Source organism: Acidiluteibacter ferrifornacis, assembly GCF_009909615.1.
Lineage (GTDB): Bacteria > Bacteroidota > Bacteroidia > Flavobacteriales_E > Vicingaceae > Acidiluteibacter > Acidiluteibacter ferrifornacis.
Genome location: NZ_WWNE01000007.1, coordinates 133573 through 154733, shown reverse-complemented (window position 1 = coordinate 154733; position 21161 = coordinate 133573). Strand labels below are relative to the sequence as shown.

Sequence of the window (21161 nt, the reverse complement as noted above, 5' to 3'; positions counted from 1 at the left end):
ACTAAATACAACTATTTTACATCTTAAAAGATGTTGTTGTTAGATTTTGAATTGGTTAACTAAAAGTCAACTATTTTAATATTAATTCAATAGCTGCTATTATTTTCTCTTTGGTGAGAGGTTTAGATTGGAATCCTTTTACCATGGAGTAGTGCTGTGACCGCATTAAATCAACCTCATTTTCTGAAGAAGACAACATGATAATAGGTTTTAACGGGATATTTGTTTGTTGTTCTTCTGAATAACTTTCTAAAAATTGATAACCGTCCATCACTGGCATGTTGATGTCTAAAAAGATTAATTCAGGATCTGGATAGCTACTTTCATGATGTTTATTGGTTAAGTAGTCTAACGCATCTCTGCCATTCGGTAAGGTTGTTATTTTATCGGCAACATTCATTTCTTCCATAAGGCGTTTGTTCAGAATGTTAGTGCCTCTGCTATCGTCGATTAGTACTATCTCGTTTAATTTTTTCATTTTGATTTTTTAAATAGAATTGAAAATTTGGAACCTTCATCGACTTTACTTTTAAGTTCCAATTTTCCATTGATTTTATCCACCATGTACTTTACCATATAAAGACCCATTCCTGTACCTTTTGATGGATCATGAAATTGGTTGAACATCTTAAACAGACGATGCTCGTGTAACTTTAAATCAATACCTAATCCATTATCTTCTATGGTTAAAAGGACATTGTTTTCTTGGACTTTGGTAGTAATTTGTATGTTTATTGAACGCTTGGGGCTTCTGTATTTTATTGCGTTGGAAACTAGGTTTTGAAAGATGCTCTTTACGTAAATAGGAGTTCCTTGGACGATTGAATCTTGCGCTAAATTTATCGTGAGTTGGCCTTCCAACGACTTTATTTCATTTTGATAAAAGGGAATAAGATCTTGAATTAGATTATTAAGATTTACGTTTGCTAGTTTTACCTTACTCTCTCGGAGTTTGATAGCCTCGGTTAATGTATAAATGGTTTGATTAAATTGATTTAACTCTTCGTCAATTACCTCTATCGACTCCTTAATAGCTTCATTGTTAGTTAAAAATTGAGATTTAAGATACTCAAAATGACCTTGGACCGTTAAAATTGGATTCTTTAAATCGTGTGTAGCGATATAAGTGAATTGTTTAAGGTCATTGTTTTGTTCTGCAAGTATTTCTTTTTGGATCATTAGGTTTTCTTCAGATTCTTTAATTTTTGTAATATCTGTAGCTACACCTATTTGCTTTATTACTTTCCCTTTCTTGTCTTTTTCAAATATGGAATCTTCTGAAATTAACCAAACATAGTGACCATCTTTATGGCGCATTCTATATTCAATACTGATTTTCTCATTTTTTTTAAGCGATTGAATATTGTAAAAGTGCTGGTTAACTTTTTCAAAATCCTCGGGGTGACACAACTTAGGAATAAGTTTATTTCCCATTTTACTGACTTCTTTTTTAGTGTAACCTAAAATGCTTGCAATCTTATTGTTGGAAAATTCATTCGACATGGTTTCATGGTTGAAAACATAAATGACACTCGGTGCAATTTCAGTAATTCTGGAAAGGAAGTTTTGAGTATTCTTTAATTTAAGTTCCAACAATTTTTGCTGATGAATGTCTGAGATAGAACCAGCAATTCTAAAAGCTTTTCCTGCTTTATTTTTGATAATATTAGCTTTACCTCTAAACCACTTATAACCTTCTGTCTTGGTTTTTAGTCGGTATTCATCATTCATAGGAATACCATCTTCTATGCACCTGCTAAATGATTTCCAGAGCTTGTCTTCATCATCAGGGTGAACCAAGAATTTGGAAAATGTAACTACAGAGGATTCAATTTCTCCAGGTTGGTAGCCCAATAGTTCGTAATATTTCGGTGACCACCATTGTTCAGTAGTGTCAAAATCAATCCAATCCCAAATACCATCATTAGATCCTCTCAGCGCTAATTCTAACCGCTCTTTATTGAAATTTAATTCTTTTGTTCTTTGATCAACTTTTAATTCAAGTTGCTGATTAGTGCTGATTAGTGCTTCTTCTACCTTATTTAGTTCAGTGATGTCTCTATATGTTGAGTTCGATTGAATAATATGACCTTGCTCATCTCTTATGGCGTTTACATTGAGTGAAACATGAATCTCATCACCTGATTTGGTTTTAAGAATAACACGTTTATTCAAAATTTCTCCTTTTTCTTTAAACTCATTCAACGATAATTTCACCCGTTCGTGATATTTAGAATGGTAAAGAAAGTATAGTTCTTGATCTATTATTTCACTGCGATCATAACCCAATTTCAAGCAAAGGGTGTTGTTGCAATTGATGATTTGATTTGATTGAGGGTCAATTGACAACATCATGTCAGGAGCATTGTCGTATAATTCGAAATACTTTTGATGTGCGGAATTGAGTTGCTTTGATATAATTTGGTTTTCCCTGCGCAATGCCATTCTATTAACCACTTCTTTACCAAGAGCTTTTAAGGCTCTTTTTTGATCATCTGTTAATTTTTTTGGTTTTTTGTCAATTACACATAAAGTTCCAATTGCCAAATTATTAGCGTCTAACAAGGGGATGCCGGCATAGAAACTTACTCCAACATTGCCCTTAACCATTGGATTGTCAAAAAAGCGACTGTCTTGTTTAGCATCTGTAATTTCAAACAATTCGGTTGGACTGTTGATTGCATGACCACAAAAAGAAATTTCTCTAGATGATTCTGAAATGCCGTCAAAACCAAACCTGGACTTAAACCACTGTCTATCTTTATCAATTAAAGAGATTAGCGCGATTGGAGTTTGGCAGATTTGAGATGCAATAAGTGTAAGATCATCAAAGGATTGCTCAGGTATTGTGTCTAAAATATTCAAGCTCTCTAGTGCCGCTTGCCGCTCTTGTTCATTGTCGGGAATTTTAGGTTTTTCCATATAAATTCAAAAATAGTTGATTATAGTTCTAATCCAAAAAACGGTAAGGTTTTATTACTTCCTAGTTGGCCCAAATAAAATTTGCTAAAGTGGCTAGTCCAATAAATAAAATAAGCCCTAAGGAAATTCGCTTAAATTTACTTTGTGGGATATACACTAAAATTCGTTTTCCTATATAACTCCCTAGTAAACCAATTACAAAAAGAAATGGAACATACTTTAAGTCGTGATCGTGTATATATCCATTTTGAAAGTAGACGATTGTTCGAGTGGTATCGACCATAAAATCAATAAACGCTGAGGTCGCAATGAACACGCTTTTTTCTAAGTTAAATGCTGCCATTGTTAACCCTCTTACAGCTCCTCCAGTCCCCAATAATCCCGCTGTAAATCCTGATAGAGAGCCACCTATTAAAGAGTTTTTCTTTGTCGGACTGACTTCAAGTTTCTTACGGATGAGAAATAAACTACTTAAGAGAATTAAAAATATTCCAAGAGCAACCTCTAACCACACACTATTGAAAACCTTGGAAAGGTATCCACCTATGATTACAAATATCACTGAAGGAGCACCAATATATAGTAATAAAAATTTATTAAGCCCTTTTTTAAACAAAAAGATCTTACTGATATTGCTGGACAGATGAAACAAAGCAGTGAGCCCCAAAACGGAATGAAAATCAAAATAAAAGTTGCCAATAGGGACAAAGAAAACGGATGACCCGAAACCACCAATTGTTCCAATAATTTCTGCAATTAATGCCAACAATAAAAACATAAAGTTAATGTTCATCTACTTATTCTTTTCTTGATTTTTAAAATACCGTCTAAATAGGAAGTTGTGCTTCAGCGCATCCATGTTCTCATTAAATGCTTTAGACCCTTCTTGCAAATTATGTAAACTTTGCTTTATATTTTCATTGGCAATGGAATCGGATAGTAAAGTGCCAACTGTTCCTTCTCCTGCTTTTATTTCGTTGACGATAAGCTTTAAATCCGCTGTTATTTGTTCAGTATTCTTACTAAAAACACTCAACTCTTTTATGGTCTTCTGAATATCTTTAGCGATTGTGGTGTCATTTAATAAGAGCCCTATTGTGTTGTTTTGTCGCTCCATTTTACTAAAACTTCTACCTATCGATTGACTCAATTGGGCAGTTTCTAGACTGAGCTTTCGAATGTTTTTCATAGTGAAACTTAAGTCATTCGAAAGATTACTATCATTCAATAACTTTCCGATAGTACCTTCCCCATTATCTATTTTTTGTGCTATTCCTACAAAGCTTTCAGTTATAGCAGCAATATTTCGATTGGTTTGTTCCAATCGACGTAACATATCATCAGCATCTAGTTCGTTGATAGCTAGTAGTGTGTCTCCTTCTTTAATTATTTCTGTAGAATTGGTTCCCGGACTGATATTCACTAATTTATTCCCCATAAGGCCATCGTTTCCTAAAGTTGCAATGGCGTCTGTTTTTATAAAATGATGTATTTTTTCATCAACCATCATAACGACCATAATCGTAGTATCATTTACAATGGTCACTTCTTTTACCGTTCCAACATCGATTCCAGAAAACCGAACATTGTTTCCTTTTTGTAAACCATTTACATTGGCAAAGTGGGCTTTTATTTCAATGGTATCTCCAAACAAGTTTTGTTTGGCTCCTAAAAAGTAGAGTGCTAAAATGAAGCATATTGTTCCGATGGATACAAAAATTCCGAGTTTAATATTATTATTCATTTCTTTCATAATGCTTAGGTGTTAAAGAAGGCATTCACCCATGGGTCGGTGCTGGTTTTTAATTGGTCAAAAGAACCTTCCGTATAGTTAATTCCATCTTTGAGTAGGATTATTCGATCTGCAGTTCTATGAATACAGCTTAAGTCATGGGAAATAATGATAGAAGACGTTTTGTATTTTTCATGGACCTGATTCATCAATTCATTGATTTCTCTGCTGGTGATGGGGTCTAAACCTGTAGTTGGCTCATCATACAGTATAATTTGGGGGCGATTTATTAGGGTTCTAGCTATGCTTATTCTCTTTTTCATTCCACCTGACAATTCAGCAGGCATTAAATCGATGGTATTTAACAAACCAACATCTTCAAGAGCTTCTTCTACTTGCTTATCGGTCTCTTTTTGTGATTGATTCATGCGCAATCGTCGTAATGGAAATTCTAGATTCTCTCTAACGGTCATAGAATCATAAAGAGCATTACTTTGAAATAAAAATCCCATCTTCGTTCTTACCTGATCTAACTCCGCTTGTTTTAATTTGAGGATATCTTTACCGAAGACTTTGATGCTTCCAGAGTCTGCCTTTACGAGTCCAATTACGCATTTGATAAATACAGATTTCCCACTTCCTGATTGACCTAAAACGGCCACATTTTCTTGTGACTTAACTGTCAAATTAAAACCATTGATAACATGGTTATTACCAAAGGATTTTTTTAATTCTGTAATCTCTATTGCATGCGGAAGAATATCTTTTGTAGTATTATAGCTCATAGAACAAGTCGGTAATTTGAACGGCCAATAAATCTAAAACGAATACCATAAGCGAGGCAATTACAACTGCCGAATTTGCTGATTTTCCTACCCCTTCTGTTCCTTTTTTAGAGTGATATCCCATATAGCATCCTATCAATCCGATTGCAAATCCAAAAAAGAAACTTTTTACGATAGAAGGAATTAAATCGCTGAATTCAAGGGCCTCTATAACCTGATTGAAGTAGAGTTGTGCACTAACCGCTCCTTTGATATTTACGCCGAGATAAGCACCATATAGTGCAATTACATCAGCTAAAATAACAAGTAACGGTAACATTAATGTAGTTGATAAGATTCTTGTGGTAACAAGGTATTTAAAGGGATTAGTCCCAGAGACTTCCATAGCATCAATTTGTTCTGTCACTTTCATAGAGCCTAGTTCTGCTCCAATTCGAGAACCAATCTTTCCAGCACATATGAGGGCAGTGATAACGGGACCTATTTCTCTAATTATTGATACCGATACCATCGCTGGTAACCAAGATTCTGCTCCAAATTCTACTAATGTAGGACGGGATTGTATGGTCAGAACTAATCCCATAATAAATGCAGTGATACCTACTAAAGGCAATGATCGATAACCAATTTCAACGGATTGACGCATTATTTCTCTCCATTCAATGGGACTTTTAAATCCTTCTCGGAAAAAACGACTACCAAAACGACTAATATCTCCCACTAAGAAGAAAAACGATTCTATCGATTGTATAATATTTTTTGAGTGATGCACGATTTAGCCTTTTTTCAAAGCTAACGGCATTATAGTTAGGAAAAACTGATAACCGTCAGGTTAAATAATCGATTTAATCAGTTTCAGAGGTATTGATCAAGGAGAATTATACAACTATTGACTATCTTTAAATTCTAGCTAAAGTAAAGTATGAAGCAGAAAGAACAAGAGGATGAATTGAGAGCTCAAGCGATTTTTAATGCGTCCGTTGATGGGATTATTACAATTAGCTCAAAGGGAATAATTGAAAGTATAAATCCTGCTGCCTCAGAGCTTTTTGGTTATAACCCTTCAGAGGTGTATGGCAAAAATATTAGTATGCTTATGCCACAACCACATCGTAGTCAGCATGATGAGTATTTAGTTAATTATAAAACAACTAGACAAAAGAAAATAATCGGGATTGGACGCGAGGTAGAGGGGTTGCGAAAAGATGGTACGACTTTTCCTTTTCGTTTGGCTGTTAGTGAGGTGAAATTAAAATCTAAAACCATCTATACAGGGTTTATTCACGATATCAGCGACCAAAAAAGAGCAGAGAATGCATTGTTAGAACTCACTGAAAAATTGGAGCGAAAAGTAAAGGAAAGAACTAAAGATCTGGCAAATGTAATAGAGGAAGCTCAACAAGTGAATCAAAAATTACAAGAAGAAATTGCTAGAAGAAAGGAAGCAGAGTTTGAAATGCAGAATGCATTAAAGAAGGAATTAGAGTTGGGAGAATTAAAATCAAGGTTTGTTTCTATGGCCTCCCATGAGTTTAGAACTCCACTAACAGGGATCCTTTCTTCTATTACTTTAATTGGAAAATACAATTCCTTAGAACAAGAAGAAAAAAAACAAAAGCATGTACGTAGAATTCAATCTTCTGTGCAAAACTTAACGAGCATTTTGAATGATTTTTTATCGTTGGACAAGCTACAAGCCGGTAAAATTATTTGTCATAAGGCAGTCTTTGATTTTTCTAAGTTTATAGAAGAGTTGATAGAGGATACTAATCAATTGAAAAAAACAGGTCAACATATTGAATTAATTCAAGAAGTAAGGGCGATTAATTTCTATAGTGACCCTCAATTATTGAAGAATGTATTGTTAAACTTATTTTCAAATGCCATTAAATATACCCCTGAGAATAAGAAAATAGAGGTTATCGTCCGAAGAATGGATAATAATATAGTGATAGGGGTTAAAGATGAGGGTATTGGAATACCTAAAGATGAACAAAAGCATTTATTTGAGCGATTTTTTAGAGCTAAAAATGCTAGTAATATTCAAGGGACGGGGTTAGGATTGAATATAGTTCAACAGTATGTTCATTTACTCGGTGGTAAAATAGGTTTTGAAAGCGAAGAAAATGTTGGAAGTACATTCGAGGTAACCATTCCATTTGGTTCAATTAACGAAAACAATAAATCGAAGTGATGAAGAAGAAAATCCTTTTAATAGAAGATGATGAAGCAATAAGAGAAAATACTGCTGAGATCTTAGAACTAGCAAATTATGAAGTAGCCACTGCTGAAAATGGTAAAGTGGGTGTTAGAAAGTCGAAAGAAGTGAAACCAGATTTGATTATTTGTGATATCATGATGCCTGAGTTGGACGGATATGGAGTGCTTTATTTATTGGGTAAAGATCCTGAAACATCTACCATCCCATTTATATTTTTAACAGCGAAAACTGAAAAAAGCGACCGCAGAAAGGGAATGATGATGGGTGCAGATGACTATTTGACCAAACCATTTGAAGAAATGGATTTGTTGAATGCCATTGAAGGTAGATTAAAAAGAAATGTGGCTTTAAAACAATCCTTTATTCGTGATGCTAAAGGGCTAGAAGATTTTGTGGAAATAGCTAAAGGGTTAAAAGAATTAGAAGAAATAACTGCTTCAAAACAAGTTAGACAACATAAAAAGAAAGATACTTTATATTTTGAACGGGACTTTCCTAATGCTGTTTTTTTGTTGACAAAAGGAAAGGTAAAGACATATAAGATTAATGATGACGCAAAGGAATATATCACAGGAATACTTAAGGAAGGTGACTTTTTTGGATATCTTCCTATAATGGAAGATCGGGCGTATGACGAATGCGCGGTTTGTATAGAAGATTCAGAAGTAGTCAAAATTTCTAAACAGGACTTTTTGCAGCTTATCGAAAAAAATAGAGAAGTCGCTTCAAAGTTCATTAAAATGATATCCAATGATTTAGTGGAGAGGGAGAAGAAATTGTTGAGTTTGGCGTATGATTCGGTTCGCAAAAGAGCTGCAAATGCATTATTGGAGCTAAAAGAACGGTTTGGAGCAAATGATAAAAATTACAGAATAGATATGTTAAGGAGTGATTTGGCTAGTATGGTGGGTACTGCTTCTGAGTCAATCATTAGAACACTGACAGATTTTAAGGAAGAAGGGTTGATAGAGGTAAAAGGGAAAGAGATTCGGATTATAAATGCTGATGGATTGAAAAATGTGTGGTAATAATTATAAACTAACCTTTATTGGAATAGACCTACCTTTACAATTGATCAATTTCTGTTCTGAAACGAGCTATAAGGGCTTTTTCTTCTGTTGAGTATTTCCCAAATGATCTTGCAACTTTTTCCAATACGGCAACGAATTCTGCTTTCATGTCTTCAGTTAAATAATTGCTGCATATATTGATTTCTTTCATTGCCATTCGATACGATTCTTCAACACTAAAAAGTTGATCCTTTTGCATGATTTGAAATATAATTTCGGAAACATTGAATTCATAAAGATGGCATTTGGCTTCTTTCAGCACAAGATCATGTAACTTGTTTTTTTCTTCATAATTGATCGCTCCATCTGATTTTGCCACAGCATATACTAGTTCTCCTAAAGCAAAATATAATCGTTCAACTCCATTCATGTTCTATTTTTTTAAGTTATTATGTAATACTAAAAGCGGGAGTTTAGTATGCATTGCAATTTGCTTGGTAATACTTTTATGGAAAAGATTATAAAATAAATTACCTTTATTACTAACCATCACGACTAAATCAGTAGGGTGATTGTCGGTATAATTTAAAATTGCTTTTTCTATATTTTTCCCAGATTCTGTATTGAGATGGTGCGGTATGTCTATAAGATTAAGATCCAATTCATAGTCGATAAAGGTTTCAATTACTTCTTTGTTATTAGCACTATTCGAAATGTATAAAGCATCTACAACTGATTTATTTTTATGAGCAATTTCCTGTAGAATATGATAGTCTATTTCCCGCCCAATTAATTCTTCATCAGTGGTAAACAGGATTCTTTTTGGAGATTCTAAATCAGCTTTTTCAGGAACCACCAATAATGGAGCGGTAATGTTTTTAATGATCGATGCAGTCGTACTTCCAATTAAGACTGCTGACATTCCACTTGCTCCTTTGGTTCCCATGACTATTAAATCTATGTTTTCCTTCATTTCAATTGAATTAACAACTTGAATGACACTCCCTACATGAAAGCTGGTAGTAATCTTAGATTCTAGGTTTGGAAACTTATTTTGAATTCTTTTGACCTCTTCTTCAAAAAGTAATTGGGCATTGTCATAGATAATGTCATTCACAGAGTAAGCGACCTCCGCTGAAGTGTAAGGGATACTGAAGGTATTTAAAAGGGTAATTGAAGTTTCTTTACTATCAAACAAAGTGATTGCATAATCTGTAGCTTTCTTTGCATTTTGAGAGAAATCTGTCGGAATCAGAATCTTTTTCATGGAGACGTATTTTTTAACAAAGGTATTTCTCACTTGCTACTTTTATTCTGACTATACTCACCCTCCACCCTGATTTTTGTCAGGTATTATTATAGTGAATCATTGCATTTTTGTATTTAAAACTGAGTGGAATGAAAAAACAACAGAGGGTAATGGTATCGCTTTTAGCATCTCTATTGATTGGCGCTTGCCAAGGAGACAAAAGTGAGATAAAACCAAGCACTGGAGCTCTTGTAGAATCTGTTTACTCATCAATAATTATTGAACCGGATAGTTTTTATCAGGTATATGCGGCTGCTAGAGGCATTATTGATGAAATATATGTTAAAGAAGGAGACTTGATTAGTAAAGGAGATCCTATAGCTCGAATAGTTGATGATAATTCTAAATTGTTGAGTGAAAATGCAGCACTTGAGATGAACTTAGCTCAGCAGAATTATGAAGGTCAGTCTAATTTGATAAAAGACCTTCAAAATGAACTTGCGGTGGCTAAACTAAAGTTAATCAACGATTCAATAAATTTAGAGCGCCAGAAGAGGCTCTGGAACCAACAAATTGGGTCCAGAACAGAATTGGAACAACGGCAATTGGTTTATGAGACTTCACTTAACAATGTGAACACCCTTAAACGTAAGTTGGATAGAAAGCAAGATGAGTTGAAAGTATTACTTCAAAAGTCTAAGAACAATTATACCAATAGTTTAAATAATTATAAAGACTATAATGTACTGAGCAGAGTTAACGGACAGGTTTATGAATTGTTGAAGGAAGAAGGAGAACTATTGAGTGAGCAAGAACCAATAGGGGTTATAGGTAGCAGTAATCGGTTTCTTATAAAAATGCAAGTAGATGAGGTAGATATTGTCCGAATAAAAACGGGGCAGTTGGTTTACGTTACTTTGGATGCATATAACAGCCAAGTATTCGAAGCAGAAGTTAAACAGATTATTCCTCAGATGAATCAGGCTACACAAACCTTTTGGGTTGAAGCAAGATTCACCAACCCTCCTGCGGTTTTATATTCTGGATTAAGGGGGGAAGCGAATATTGTAATTGCAAGAAAGGAGAACGTGCTGACTATTCCATTGGAGTATTTATATAGTTCTGATCAGGTGCTGACTGAAAAGGATACCCTCTTTGTTAAAACTGGACTGAGGAGCCTAGAGCGAGTTGAAATTATTGAGGGATTAGACAGTAATACCAAAATAATCAAGCCATAAGTCCATGAACTATCCATTGATATTTAGTATTGCTAAAACTCATTTAGTTTCTCGTTTCAAGCAGTCAGCAGTGGCAGCCTTGGGAGTCACTTTTGGGATTGGTACTTTTATTACGATGATCGGGTTCATGACTGGATTGAATGATTTGTTAGATGGATTAGTATTAAATAGAACTCCTCATGTGCATCTATACAATGAGATAAAAATCAGTGAAAAGCAACCCATTGATTTTATCACTAATCCCGCTGAGGAACTATCTATTGTAAGATCGGTACAGCCAAAGTTTAACCAAATACGGATTCACAATGCCTTACCCATACTAGATTTTCTTAACAAAGATAAAAGAGTAAAGGGGGCAATCCCTCAGATAAAAGTTCAAGTTTTTTACAAAGCAGGAGCGGTTAATTTAAATGGCATTTTAAATGGAATTGAGCCATTACAAGAAGACCGACTTTTTAATATTGGAGATTATGTGATTGAAGGAAATGTTCAATTACTCAAAAATACACCAAGCGGAATTATTTTAGGTGCAGGGGTAGCTGACAAATTAAAATTATCATTGGGTGATCGCATTTATATTTCATCACCCAACGGGGCGCTTTTCCAACTAAAAATTGTTGGAATCTACCAGAGTGGTCTTGCAGAGGTGGATGATATTCAGAGTTATGTAAATGTAAAGATGGCTCAGCGTATTATGGGGCAGTCTGAAAGCTATATAACAGATATTAATGTAAAATTACACGACTTAGCATTATCGGTTGATATGGCTAGTCAATTGAGTCAACAGTTTAATGTTTCAGCCATTGATATAAATGCAGCCAACGCACAGTTTGATACTGGTACATCAATCAGAAATATTATTACTTATGCGGTTTCTATTACCCTATTAATCGTAGCGGGATTTGGGATTTATAACATCTTAAACATGTTGATTTATGAAAAAATGAATGACATTGCTATTTTAAAAGCTACTGGTTTTTCAGGCAAGGATGTGCAATATATTTTTATAACTCAGGCAATGGTTATTGGAATAATTGGTGGATCCCTTGGTTTAATCGTCGGTTTTTTACTTTCTGTATTAATTGATAATACTCCATTTAAAACAGAGGCAGTTCCCACTCTAGAAACCTTCCCGGTTAATTTTGATCCCGTCTATTACATCATCGGAATTATTTTCGCTTTGATTGCTACTTTTTTAGCAGGCTATTTGCCCTCAAGGAAAGCTAAGAATATTGATCCCGTTGAAATCATAAGAGGACAGTAGTTATGAATAAAAATATCGTTTTAAAAGCCGAGAATATTAACAAGTACTTCAGAGTGCCAACACTATTTCACGTGCTAAAAGACATCAGTTTTGAAATAGAAAAAGGTGAGTTTGTCAGTATCATGGGGAAGTCGGGTTGTGGAAAGTCTACGTTACTTTATATTCTATCTACTATGGATACAGATTATAATGGAGCTTTATTTTTAGATGGTGAGGATTTGTCGCATAAATCTGCTGATCAATTGGCATTTATTCGAAATCAACACATTGGATTTATCTTTCAATTCCATTATTTATTGCAAGAATTTACTGTTTTGGAGAATGTGATGTTACCAGCTAAAAAGTTAGGAATTAAGTCACTGGAGGAGATCGAGCACGATGCAATAGAAAAATTAAGGCTACTGGGAATTGCAGATCAAGCGAAAAAGTTGTCTATGAGAATTTCGGGGGGACAAAAACAACGAGTAGCTATAGCTCGTGCTTTAATTAATAAGCCATCGATTATAATGGGGGATGAGCCTACAGGAAATCTAGATTCCAAGAATTCTGAAATCGTTTTTTCTATTTTAAAAGAACTCAGCGAAGAAGAAAAGTTATCCCTTCTTGTTGTTACTCATGACATAGATTTTGCAAAGAAAACCAATCGCATCATAGAGATGGAAGATGGGAGGATAATTAGTTAAGCTGCGGTAAATTAAGGAGTCTATACATGCTTTCGCAGTAAAAATAAATGCATAAAACATTTTAAACCAATTTTCTATGAAATATACAGTCACAGGAACAGTAGATGCCAATCACAATGCAACATTTAGTGTGAAAGGAAATTCAATTTCTTTTGGAGTTAAAAAAGGGACAGATGACCTACCAAATCCAGTAGAATTACTTTTAGGTTCATTTGCAGCTTGCTGTTTGAAAAATGTAGAACGATTTTCAGAGATATTAAAGTATGATTATGAAGGTGCAACCATTGAAATAGTTGGGGACCGTCAAGAAAATCCGACAAAGTTAATCGGTATTCAGTATGTCATTAAAATAAAGGGAAAAGAGATCAACTTGGACTTATTACACAGAAATATCCAAAAGTTTGGAACCATTTATAACACACTACAAGAAATGTGTGAGATATCTGGAGAATTAAAAATGATTGATTAGTAGTATATTTAAGTAGTTAATTTTTCTTCTTGATTACAATCATTAGTCCAACTGATTTTGGTCAGTTTTATGCAGTCATTGATTAATCAACTTTGGTACAAATGGTTTAGATCGTATTTTAATCACAGAGTATTTCATCTGGAAAAGAGCGTTTTTGTCCATTCATTTTTTTTCAATTTCTAATCGATAATTAATTTGTTTACTGATGAATAATAGTATAAAAGTACACTTCTTAGGGGCTGCTGAAACAGTGACTGGCTCTAAGTATTTAATAGAGACTTCCAATCATAAAATTTTAGTCGATTGTGGATTATTTCAAGGGTTAAAAAAATTACGGGTCAAGAATTGGGAACACCTCCCCGTAAATGCTAATGAGGTTGATGTGGTATTATTAACCCATGGTCATTTGGATCACTCAGGATATTTACCTCGATTGGTAAAGAATGGATTTAAAAGGAGTATTCTCGGAACAGAACCAACTTTAGATATTGCATCAATCATTTTAAAGGACAGCGGAAAAATACAAGAAGAATATGCAAAAAGAGCTAATAAGGAAGGCTTTACTTCTCATAGCCCTGCAGAGGCGCTTTATACCATTGATGATGCAGAAAAAGCAATAACGCATTTCAGATCTGTAACTGAGGGGGAGTGGATTAATTTGTTTGATGGAATTCAAGTCCGTTTTCAATATAATGGACATATTATTGGTGCTACTTTTATTGAGTTGGATATACATGGAGAGCGATTGGTTTTTTCAGGAGATATTGGCCGTCCAGAGGATTTATTGATGGAAGCACCTAAAAAGCCAAAGCAAGCAGATTATCTATTTATTGAAAGCACTTACGGCGACCGACTGCATGAAGAAGAAGATTTGGAAGAAAAGCTAAAGCAAATTGTAATTACTACAGTAGAAAACGGGGGAACCTTAATTATTCCAAGTTTTGCAGTAGAAAGAGCTCAAACATTGATGTATATTTTATGGCAATTGCGCCTAAAAAATAAGATTCCTCTAGTGGAAATGGTAATGGACAGTCCGATGGGCGTTAATGTGTTAGAGGTATTCCTTAGAAATGAAAAGTGGCATAAATTAACACATGAGGAGTGTACTGAAATGTGTAGCAACTTTAGAGTGGTAGAAACCTATAAAGAAACGTGGGAAGTAATCGATAAAAAGGAACCAAAAATTATTATTGCAGGAAGCGGTATGATTACTGGAGGTCGGGTTCTTACTTATTTGGAGCAATACATTGATCAACCCGAGACAGCAGTTTTATTAGCAGGTTATCAAGCTGAAGGAACTAGAGGCAGACAGTTACTAGAAGGGAATACAGAAATAAAGATAAACGGTAAGTATTACGCTGTAAATGCAAAAATTTATAACATTCAATCGTTATCAGCACATGCGGATCAACAAGAACTTTTGGATTGGATGAGTGATATAGAGAAAGCTCCTAAAGAGACTTTTATCGTGCATGGAGAAGCACAAGTAGCAGATAAGTTTAGAGTAAAAATTAAGGATCATTTGGGGTGGAAATGTAGTATTCCTGAACTCTATTCGATTCATGAGTTAGAGTTAAATTCAAAGTGATGGAGAGTATTTTGATCAAAAAGAAAAGTGGTGAGAAGGAAGCATTTTCTTTTTCAAAGCTGAGAGCTTCTTTAGAGCGGAGTGGAGCTAATGATAGCGACGTAGCTTATATTCTCGAGCGCTTAAAACCACAATTGTATGATGGGATTACTACACAAGAGATTTACCGTAAAGCATTTGCGCTATTAAAAAAGGAAAATAGAGTGTATGCATCGAAATATAGTTTAAAAAAGGCATTATTTGATTTAGGACCGACTGGATATCCTTTTGAAAGTATGATTGCAGCTTTGTTAAGAAAAAGAGGGTACCATGCTGAGGTGAGTGTAACCCTACAAGGTGAGTGTGTGACACATGAGATTGATGTATTGGCGGAAAAGGATGGGGCTACTTACGCAATTGAATGCAAGTATCATGCAAAATCTCATTTTGTTAACAATGTCAAAGTCCCATTATATATCAACTCTCGATTTTTGGACATTCAAAAAAAGTGGAACAATGATTCCCATAAAAATACACAACTGAAACAAGGTTGGTTAGTGAGCAATACTAAGTTTACTTTAGACGCTATTCAATACGCAAATTGTGTTGGGTTAGAATTATTGAGTTGGAATTATCCTGCGAACAATGGAATTAATAAACTTATTGATTCCTATGGACTTTATCCTGTCACCACTTTAACTACCTTAACAAAAAGAGAAAAAGAATTAATCATGGAAAATGATGTTATTCTAGTGAAAGAGTTAGTCGATTCGCCTGCTATTCTTGATAAACTTGCATTCTCTGCTGTTCGTAAAAATAGGATTCTTTCAGAGGCTCATAGCCTAATAGAATTCGATAATGGTAGATAAAATCAGTTATCTATTATTGGATTGTCAATTGTGTTGGACGCTTATTTCGTTGAAAACTATTGAGGTATGCTTGTTGATTACAATCATTTTCGATACTGACATTCATCAGTTGGATAGTGTGATGGATTGAGCAACTTTGAGCTTCATCGATAAAATGATTGGTTATGATAGTAGATCCATTTGTTCCGTTTATGTTAAGAGTTATTTTGGGTAGTTTGTTTTTTTTTCAAGCTTATGATAAACTATTTCGTATTGGATTACAGAAAAATTATCATGTATACGAAGAAGACTGTCGAAAAAGAAAAGTGCCACTTTCTTTCATGAAAATCTCTGTTCTTTTTTCATCTTACATCGAGTTGTTGGGTGGTTTATTTTTGATGATTGGTGTTTTTCAGCATTTCACACTATTACTATTGGGGCTAAACTTGATCATGGTCAGTGTTGGGCTTGGTTTTTTACAAGGATTATGGGATTTGAGACATGTATTTCCAAGGCTAATATTATTAACTCTTATTTATCTTATTCCTAAGGAAAACGACACTTGGAACTTCCATACTTTATTCAATATGTTTTAATTTTATAAAACCATGTAGATGAAAAGTAGTATAAAGAAAATACTCTGTCCCATAGATTTTTCAGAATCATCTATAAAGGCAATGGAATGCGCAGCCAAACTAACAAGAGCGTTGGACTGCTCATTAACACTGTGGAATATCTATGAGATGACTATCCTAGAAGAGTTAGCATCAACAAATTCGATTTTAAGTGGTTCCTCCAACAAGCAAGATGAATTATCAGAGATTTTACAGGATTGGTGCGAAGAGATCAAAGAAGAGTATAATATTCCATGTGGATATTTATTAGCTTCGGGAACATATTCGATAGCAGATGTTTTGGCGCAATATACTGATGGAGATAATTTTGATTTACTTATCGCAAGCACTAATGGACACGATATGATTCATCAGTTTTTTTTTGGAGCAAATAGCTATAGGATTATTCAAGAAGTAAAATGCCCAATCATGTTTATTCCTAACGATATTGGGTTTATTGAGCTTAAATCCGTTGTTTTTGCTACAGATAGTATGCTAATAGATTCAACTTTACCATTGGAAATAGTGGACACGATTAATGTTTCTTTTGTTTCAAACTATAAAACATCTAGCCAAGGTAAAGAAGTGGAATACGTTCGGTTTGAAAAATTGATTCCAATAAATAAAAGCAACCGAGTTATACATTATGAGGAGATAATTCAACCTAATGACGTGGTCAGCAATCAACAAAAGGTGATTGAAAAGAATGCAGATTTAGTGGTAGTTTCCGCAATGAATACCACCTGGTTCGAAGAATTATTTTTAAAGATACTTCGAAAAGATACTACAGAAGGGGCTAAAGTTAAAGTGCCCATCTTAATTTTTAATAGAATACAGAGTCACTTAAAAGAGGAAATGGCATAAATTTCTTTTATCATCACACATAAATTGAGTCATACTTTGCTGAAACTGTTTTAGAAACGCCATTTAATTCATATTGAATCCAATTTTTAATCGGTTGATTGGATAAAATTAGTAACACAGCTCTATTGTTTTTCTTGTTGGAGAATTGATGGATTTCACGTTGAGGGATCATTGAGTGTTTCGACGCAGGGATAATAGATGAACCTGATTGTTCAATGATAGACTCATTTCTAGATAGTTTAAATCTTTGTTCGGTTAACTGTCCTTGTATGGTTTGTACCCATAATTGCGTTGATTGATAGGAATGGATTGAAGTTTGTTGATCTTTTTCAAAGCAAATCAATAGTAATTCGAAATTTTTGGTGCTGATTATACGGTTCCTAGTCATTCCTTCCTTTTTCCATGAGTAATACTTCTCGAATTCTCGGATTGGAATTTTTATGTGCTTCATCATTTCATAGTATGATATAGGTTTATCCTTTCCTTTTAAAGTTGCTATGAGTTCATCAACTGTTGTAATGGGTTTCATATTTTTTTACGAGATGCAATTGAATTATTATAGAATCAAATAAGGTCACTCCAAAGTTGAGGAATCTTATTGCTTAAAAATATGAGTATTGTCAGTAGATGTGTTGATGATAATCAGCCGAACAGGAGGGAGGCCATATTGGGCAAAACTAGCCTAATAATGCTTTTGTATATGCTTAATTTTTAATCGCTTTTATTGCATAAACCATTGGGACTTTATTATCCCATTGCTTGATTCGGTATTTATTAGGTTCAAATTCAACTGTATTGGAAAAGCAATTGTAGGGGGAATAATCAAATTCTTGTAAAGATTGTATCGTTAATCCTTTAGTGATTAAGCTATTTACTACTTCTCCCAATCCATGATTCCATGAAACATAATCTTGAGTTAATTCTGCGTCCGGATTGGTGTACGTTCCAGACTCTGTTTCTTCAATAGGAGCATCATTGAAATATCGGAATTGTATATTTTTAAAGTCATTGTCATACATCCAAATAAACGGATGAAATTCAGCGATGATAAACTCTCCACCAGGCTTTAAACATTTTGCTACAATATCAGCCCATTGATTAATGTCGGGTAGCCAGCCAATGGTTCCATAACTCGTGAAAACAATATCAAATTCTTCGTCCAGATGGTTTGGTAAATCATAAACATCACAGCAGATAAAAGTGACATCTGTTTTGGTTTGTTCATTTAACGTTCTACCATAGTCGATAGCTGCATCAGATAAATCTACAGCCGTTACTTTAGCACCTAATCGAGCCAATGAAATGGAGTCTTGACCAAAATGACACTGCAGGTGCAAAATTTTCTTGCCGGTAACATCACCCAATAAATCGAGCTCTATCGAGTTTAAAGAGTTTTTCCCTTTCAAGAAATTGGGGATATCGTAGAATTCTGATTCAACGTGAACTGCAGTTCGTTTGTTCCAAGAATCGCGATTGATTGAGATGTAATTGGTAGTCATGGTGGATTGTTTTTACAAACATAATCATCTACATCCGTTTCTTCAATAGTCGAATATCCTCGATTAATTGATTGACAGAAGCAGAATTAAGCCCATTGTAAATTCCTCTAATGTGTCTGTTCTGATCAACTAGAATAAAGTTTTCTGTGTGGAGGAATGCTTCATTTGGTTTGTCTATCCCTAAATCTTCTTCTACGAAATAGGAATTACGTCCTAAACTATAGATTTGCTCTCTGTCGCCAGTCAGTAGTTGCCACATGGTGTCATTGACTTCTTTTTCAATTGCATATTTTTTCAATCGTGGCAAAGAATCTATTCCTGGAGTCACTGTATGAGAGAGTAACAGAATAGAATCAGCAGGACTAAAAGCATCTTGAACCACTTTTAAATTTGCAGTCATTTTAGGACAAATCCCTGGGCAAGTGGTAAAGAAGAAATTGACCACATAGATTTTGTTGGCTACATTTTTTTCAGTGAAAGGTTCTCCGTTTTGGTTGATCAAACTAAAATCTGGAATCTGATGAAAATCAATCAAAGAGTCGCTATCAGAACTCAACCAATGCGGAGTGAAATAGGCATCTGAATAGTAAGGCAACTCTTCCACACGGCTATTGTTAACCGACTTTTCATGGCATGCGTTTGCTACTAGAAGTACCCCACTAATTAGAATACTGTACCACTTCATCTTCCAATTCATAACACAAGTTTGCTCTTTTCAAGCCAAAAATTCGTCCATTCTTAGCTTCATAATTACTGTAAATTTTGCCATTCTCTCGATAGGCTCTCTGCATGCCATTTTCTTTGCCTTTCAAATAGGTGAGCTCTTTAAACAAGACACCGCTTTTGTACCACTCTTTTTGTATTCCATTCAGCTTTCCATCAGTGAATGTATTTTGAGATCGAAGTTTTCCATTGCTCCAGTAGGATAATACTTCACCATCTATTTTTCCTTTCAGATAATTGCAGGAATAACTGATTCTATTTTGATTGAAGAACTTCTTAAATGAACCATGTTTGATTCCTTTTAAGTAAGTGGTTTTTTCGGTGGTGTCACCAGATTGGTTGAGTAAAAAAGTAATCCCAGTAAAGGGCTCATCTAAATAATAGACAAGCCCTTTGTTTGAAAATAATTGGGTTAAACTTTTATCTACTAATTGACTTTTCTTAATCTCTGAATTATTTGTCGCAACAGGATTGCAACTTAATAAAAAAGAGAATAGAGCAGTTATAAATATGTTGGAACTATCGAATTGCATTCGGAGAACCTTGGTAATCACCTGGAAATAAAATGTAGTATTGGTTTAAATACAATGTATTTTGAATGTGGTAGTGGTAGCTAGCCTCTGCATTGTGTTGCGTTAAACTAGTGTGACCACCTGATGCATCTAAATCAGTTGGATATGTACCCGTAGAATGACATTTTCTTCCGTATAAAAAGAATCCATCAGCAATAACACCAATCAATTTCTCATCGTCTTTTGACCAAGCTTCTGGTTCTAAATGGTAGTGGTAACTTTGTGGTCCTGTATGAGCACCGTTATAGTCTAAACTTGGAGCAGCATTGTCTAATGGAACATTAGGTCCTTCTTCATCGTTGTATATCATTGCGCCACTTACTGCGATGCCAATTGCCCCTAATCCTGTACTACTTGAATTGCTAGCTTTAGTTGGACTTGCTGGAACAGTTAATGTATAAGAACCATTGAAATCATCGATGTTTCCCGGAGCCATCTGCGCATATGAAGTGCTTGTTGGTTCTACAAACAGTGGGTGATTAGATGCTGCAGCAGGAGTGGTAATTGTCATCCCACCATTGTTGGCAGTCCTTGCTGTAGTATTTGACCAGTATGGAGAAGTGTGATTTGGATACCCATTTGATTCAATTACTATATTACTACCACTCGCATAAATAGTTGTATTATTCTCATCAAATTCAGAATAAGCAGCAGGAATAGTTACTTCAGAAACTAGAACTTCAGTCTCGTCATCATCCTTTTTACATGAATTTATTGTAATTGTGATTACAAATAATAGGACAAGGTGTTTTAGTCTAAATGGATTTTTCATGGTCGTAATTATTGATTTATAGTTTATAGACGAAGAAGTAATTATTTTCCCTCGTTGAAATTCATTTATTTTTGTAAATGATAATTGAACCACAAAAAAAAGGACTTTCTGTGCGTAGAAAGTCCTCTA

23 protein-coding genes are annotated in these 21161 nt (G+C 34.5%); 10 read left to right on the top strand and 13 right to left on the bottom strand.

Annotation, left to right across the window (positions count from 1 at the left end; genetic code table 11):
- Window positions 1–70: 70 nt before the first annotated feature.
- From GQN54_RS09385 to GQN54_RS09360, 6 genes are all read right to left on the bottom strand, one after another.
- Window positions 71–478 (bottom strand): response regulator, encoded by a 408-nt coding sequence (locus GQN54_RS09385; RefSeq protein WP_160633282.1) that lies wholly within the window; start codon window positions 476–478, stop codon window positions 71–73.
- Complete coding sequence (locus GQN54_RS09380; protein WP_160633281.1) at window positions 475–2922, bottom strand: PAS domain-containing sensor histidine kinase; 2448 nt, start codon at window positions 2920–2922, stop codon at window positions 475–477. Before GQN54_RS09380 ends, GQN54_RS09385 begins: the two co-directional genes overlap by 4 nt.
- Before the next feature lie 61 nt (window positions 2923–2983).
- Complete coding sequence (locus tag GQN54_RS09375; protein ID WP_160633280.1) at window positions 2984–3715, bottom strand: sulfite exporter TauE/SafE family protein; 732 nt, start codon at window positions 3713–3715, stop codon at window positions 2984–2986.
- Window positions 3716–4675, bottom strand: a complete 960-nt coding sequence (locus tag GQN54_RS09370; protein WP_160633279.1) for an MlaD family protein — start codon at window positions 4673–4675, stop codon at window positions 3716–3718.
- Window positions 4676–4680: 5 nt separating this feature from the next.
- The gene (locus GQN54_RS09365) at window positions 4681–5439 is read right to left on the bottom strand and encodes an ABC transporter ATP-binding protein (protein WP_160633278.1); all 759 of its coding nucleotides are present in this window, start codon (window positions 5437–5439) and stop codon (window positions 4681–4683) included.
- Window positions 5429–6214 carry an MlaE family ABC transporter permease gene (locus GQN54_RS09360; protein WP_160633488.1) on the bottom strand — a complete coding sequence of 262 codons (786 nt, stop codon included), beginning with the start codon at window positions 6212–6214 and terminating at the stop codon, window positions 5429–5431. The genes GQN54_RS09365 and GQN54_RS09360 overlap by 11 nt, the downstream gene beginning before the upstream one ends.
- 147 nt (window positions 6215–6361) lie before the next feature.
- Between GQN54_RS09360 and GQN54_RS09355 the strand changes: the two genes are divergently transcribed.
- Window positions 6362–7633 carry a PAS domain-containing sensor histidine kinase gene (locus GQN54_RS09355; RefSeq protein WP_160633277.1) on the top strand — a complete coding sequence of 424 codons (1272 nt, stop codon included), beginning with the start codon at window positions 6362–6364 and terminating at the stop codon, window positions 7631–7633.
- Complete coding sequence (locus GQN54_RS09350; protein WP_160633276.1) at window positions 7633–8688, top strand: response regulator; 1056 nt, start codon at window positions 7633–7635, stop codon at window positions 8686–8688. Before GQN54_RS09355 ends, GQN54_RS09350 begins: the two co-directional genes overlap by 1 nt.
- A gap of 37 nt (window positions 8689–8725) precedes the next feature.
- Here the strand turns inward: GQN54_RS09350 and GQN54_RS09345 are convergent, their stop codons facing one another.
- Window positions 8726–9100, bottom strand: coding sequence for a tellurite resistance TerB family protein (locus GQN54_RS09345; RefSeq protein ID WP_160633275.1), 375 nt, complete (start codon window positions 9098–9100; stop codon window positions 8726–8728).
- Between the two features lie 3 nt (window positions 9101–9103).
- Entirely contained in the window at window positions 9104–9937 is an 834-nt protein-coding gene (locus GQN54_RS09340) for a universal stress protein (RefSeq protein WP_160633274.1), read from the bottom strand.
- Window positions 9938–10068: 131 nt separating this feature from the next.
- Between GQN54_RS09340 and GQN54_RS09335 the strand changes: the two genes are divergently transcribed.
- From GQN54_RS09335 to GQN54_RS09300, 8 genes are all read left to right on the top strand, one after another.
- On the top strand, window positions 10069–11157 hold the full coding sequence (locus tag GQN54_RS09335) for an efflux RND transporter periplasmic adaptor subunit (RefSeq protein ID WP_160633273.1): 1089 nt from the start codon (window positions 10069–10071) through the stop codon (window positions 11155–11157).
- Window positions 11158–11161: 4 nt separating this feature from the next.
- A complete protein-coding gene (locus GQN54_RS09330) occupies window positions 11162–12421 on the top strand; it encodes an ABC transporter permease (RefSeq protein WP_160633272.1) in 1260 nt (419 codons plus the stop codon).
- 2 nt (window positions 12422–12423) lie between these two features.
- On the top strand, window positions 12424–13104 hold the full coding sequence (locus GQN54_RS09325; protein WP_160633271.1) for an ABC transporter ATP-binding protein: 681 nt from the start codon (window positions 12424–12426) through the stop codon (window positions 13102–13104).
- 76 nt (window positions 13105–13180) lie between these two features.
- Window positions 13181–13573, top strand: a complete 393-nt coding sequence (locus GQN54_RS09320; RefSeq protein WP_160633270.1) for an OsmC family protein — start codon at window positions 13181–13183, stop codon at window positions 13571–13573.
- A 205-nt stretch (window positions 13574–13778) separates the two neighbouring features.
- Window positions 13779–15161: an MBL fold metallo-hydrolase RNA specificity domain-containing protein gene (locus tag GQN54_RS09315; protein ID WP_394350983.1), complete on the top strand. Its 1383-nt coding sequence runs from the start codon at window positions 13779–13781 to the stop codon at window positions 15159–15161.
- Window positions 15161–16009, top strand: a complete 849-nt coding sequence (locus tag GQN54_RS09310) for a restriction endonuclease (protein ID WP_160633269.1) — start codon at window positions 15161–15163, stop codon at window positions 16007–16009. Before GQN54_RS09315 ends, GQN54_RS09310 begins: the two co-directional genes overlap by 1 nt.
- Before the next feature lie 164 nt (window positions 16010–16173).
- On the top strand, window positions 16174–16584 hold the full coding sequence (locus GQN54_RS09305; RefSeq protein ID WP_160633268.1) for a DoxX family membrane protein: 411 nt from the start codon (window positions 16174–16176) through the stop codon (window positions 16582–16584).
- Window positions 16585–16602: 18 nt separating this feature from the next.
- Window positions 16603–17466: a universal stress protein gene (locus GQN54_RS09300; protein WP_160633267.1), complete on the top strand. Its 864-nt coding sequence runs from the start codon at window positions 16603–16605 to the stop codon at window positions 17464–17466.
- Window positions 17467–17479: 13 nt separating this feature from the next.
- On the opposite strand, the gene GQN54_RS09295 is transcribed toward GQN54_RS09300, so the two are convergent.
- The 5 genes from GQN54_RS09295 to GQN54_RS09275 all read right to left on the bottom strand — a co-directional run bounded on the left by GQN54_RS09295 (window position 17480) and on the right by GQN54_RS09275 (window position 21032).
- Complete coding sequence (locus GQN54_RS09295) at window positions 17480–17995, bottom strand: cupin domain-containing protein (RefSeq protein ID WP_160633266.1); 516 nt, start codon at window positions 17993–17995, stop codon at window positions 17480–17482.
- Between the two features lie 175 nt (window positions 17996–18170).
- Window positions 18171–18965: a class I SAM-dependent methyltransferase gene (locus tag GQN54_RS09290; RefSeq protein ID WP_160633265.1), complete on the bottom strand. Its 795-nt coding sequence runs from the start codon at window positions 18963–18965 to the stop codon at window positions 18171–18173.
- A 28-nt stretch (window positions 18966–18993) separates the two neighbouring features.
- Window positions 18994–19662 (bottom strand): SCO family protein, encoded by a 669-nt coding sequence (locus tag GQN54_RS09285; protein WP_235933025.1) that lies wholly within the window; start codon window positions 19660–19662, stop codon window positions 18994–18996.
- Window positions 19625–20221, bottom strand: coding sequence for a toxin-antitoxin system YwqK family antitoxin (locus GQN54_RS09280; protein WP_160633264.1), 597 nt, complete (start codon window positions 20219–20221; stop codon window positions 19625–19627). Before GQN54_RS09280 ends, GQN54_RS09285 begins: the two co-directional genes overlap by 38 nt.
- Window positions 20208–21032, bottom strand: a complete 825-nt coding sequence (locus tag GQN54_RS09275; RefSeq protein WP_160633263.1) for a YHYH protein — start codon at window positions 21030–21032, stop codon at window positions 20208–20210. Before GQN54_RS09275 ends, GQN54_RS09280 begins: the two co-directional genes overlap by 14 nt.
- Between the last annotated feature and the right edge of the window lie 129 nt (window positions 21033–21161).

Bases quoted from the DNA above. Each gene is read 5' to 3' on its own strand.
- GQN54_RS09385 (WP_160633282.1), bottom strand. From the start codon at position 478: ATGAAAAAATTAAACGAGATAGTACTAATCGACGATAGCAGAGGCACT.
- GQN54_RS09380 (WP_160633281.1), bottom strand. From the start codon at position 2,922: ATGGAAAAACCTAAAATTCCCGACAATGAACAAGAGCGGCAAGCGGCA.
- GQN54_RS09375 (WP_160633280.1), bottom strand. From the start codon at position 3,715: ATGAACATTAACTTTATGTTTTTATTGTTGGCATTAATTGCAGAAATT.
- GQN54_RS09370 (WP_160633279.1), bottom strand. From the start codon at position 4,675: ATGAAAGAAATGAATAATAATATTAAACTCGGAATTTTTGTATCCATC.
- GQN54_RS09365 (WP_160633278.1), bottom strand. From the start codon at position 5,439: ATGAGCTATAATACTACAAAAGATATTCTTCCGCATGCAATAGAGATT.
- GQN54_RS09355 (WP_160633277.1), top strand. From the start codon at position 6,362: ATGAAGCAGAAAGAACAAGAGGATGAATTGAGAGCTCAAGCGATTTTT.
- GQN54_RS09350 (WP_160633276.1), top strand. From the start codon at position 7,633: ATGAAGAAGAAAATCCTTTTAATAGAAGATGATGAAGCAATAAGAGAA.
- GQN54_RS09345 (WP_160633275.1), bottom strand. From the start codon at position 9,100: ATGAATGGAGTTGAACGATTATATTTTGCTTTAGGAGAACTAGTATAT.
- GQN54_RS09340 (WP_160633274.1), bottom strand. From the start codon at position 9,937: ATGAAAAAGATTCTGATTCCGACAGATTTCTCTCAAAATGCAAAGAAA.
- GQN54_RS09335 (WP_160633273.1), top strand. From the start codon at position 10,069: ATGAAAAAACAACAGAGGGTAATGGTATCGCTTTTAGCATCTCTATTG.
- GQN54_RS09330 (WP_160633272.1), top strand. From the start codon at position 11,162: ATGAACTATCCATTGATATTTAGTATTGCTAAAACTCATTTAGTTTCT.
- GQN54_RS09325 (WP_160633271.1), top strand. From the start codon at position 12,424: ATGAATAAAAATATCGTTTTAAAAGCCGAGAATATTAACAAGTACTTC.
- GQN54_RS09320 (WP_160633270.1), top strand. From the start codon at position 13,181: ATGAAATATACAGTCACAGGAACAGTAGATGCCAATCACAATGCAACA.
- GQN54_RS09315 (WP_394350983.1), top strand. From the start codon at position 13,779: ATGAATAATAGTATAAAAGTACACTTCTTAGGGGCTGCTGAAACAGTG.
- GQN54_RS09310 (WP_160633269.1), top strand. From the start codon at position 15,161: ATGGAGAGTATTTTGATCAAAAAGAAAAGTGGTGAGAAGGAAGCATTT.
- GQN54_RS09305 (WP_160633268.1), top strand. From the start codon at position 16,174: ATGATAGTAGATCCATTTGTTCCGTTTATGTTAAGAGTTATTTTGGGT.
- GQN54_RS09300 (WP_160633267.1), top strand. From the start codon at position 16,603: ATGAAAAGTAGTATAAAGAAAATACTCTGTCCCATAGATTTTTCAGAA.
- GQN54_RS09295 (WP_160633266.1), bottom strand. From the start codon at position 17,995: ATGAAACCCATTACAACAGTTGATGAACTCATAGCAACTTTAAAAGGA.
- GQN54_RS09290 (WP_160633265.1), bottom strand. From the start codon at position 18,965: ATGACTACCAATTACATCTCAATCAATCGCGATTCTTGGAACAAACGA.
- GQN54_RS09285 (WP_235933025.1), bottom strand. From the start codon at position 19,662: ATGAATTGGAAGATGAAGTGGTACAGTATTCTAATTAGTGGGGTACTT.
- GQN54_RS09280 (WP_160633264.1), bottom strand. From the start codon at position 20,221: ATGCAATTCGATAGTTCCAACATATTTATAACTGCTCTATTCTCTTTT.
- GQN54_RS09275 (WP_160633263.1), bottom strand. From the start codon at position 21,032: ATGAAAAATCCATTTAGACTAAAACACCTTGTCCTATTATTTGTAATC.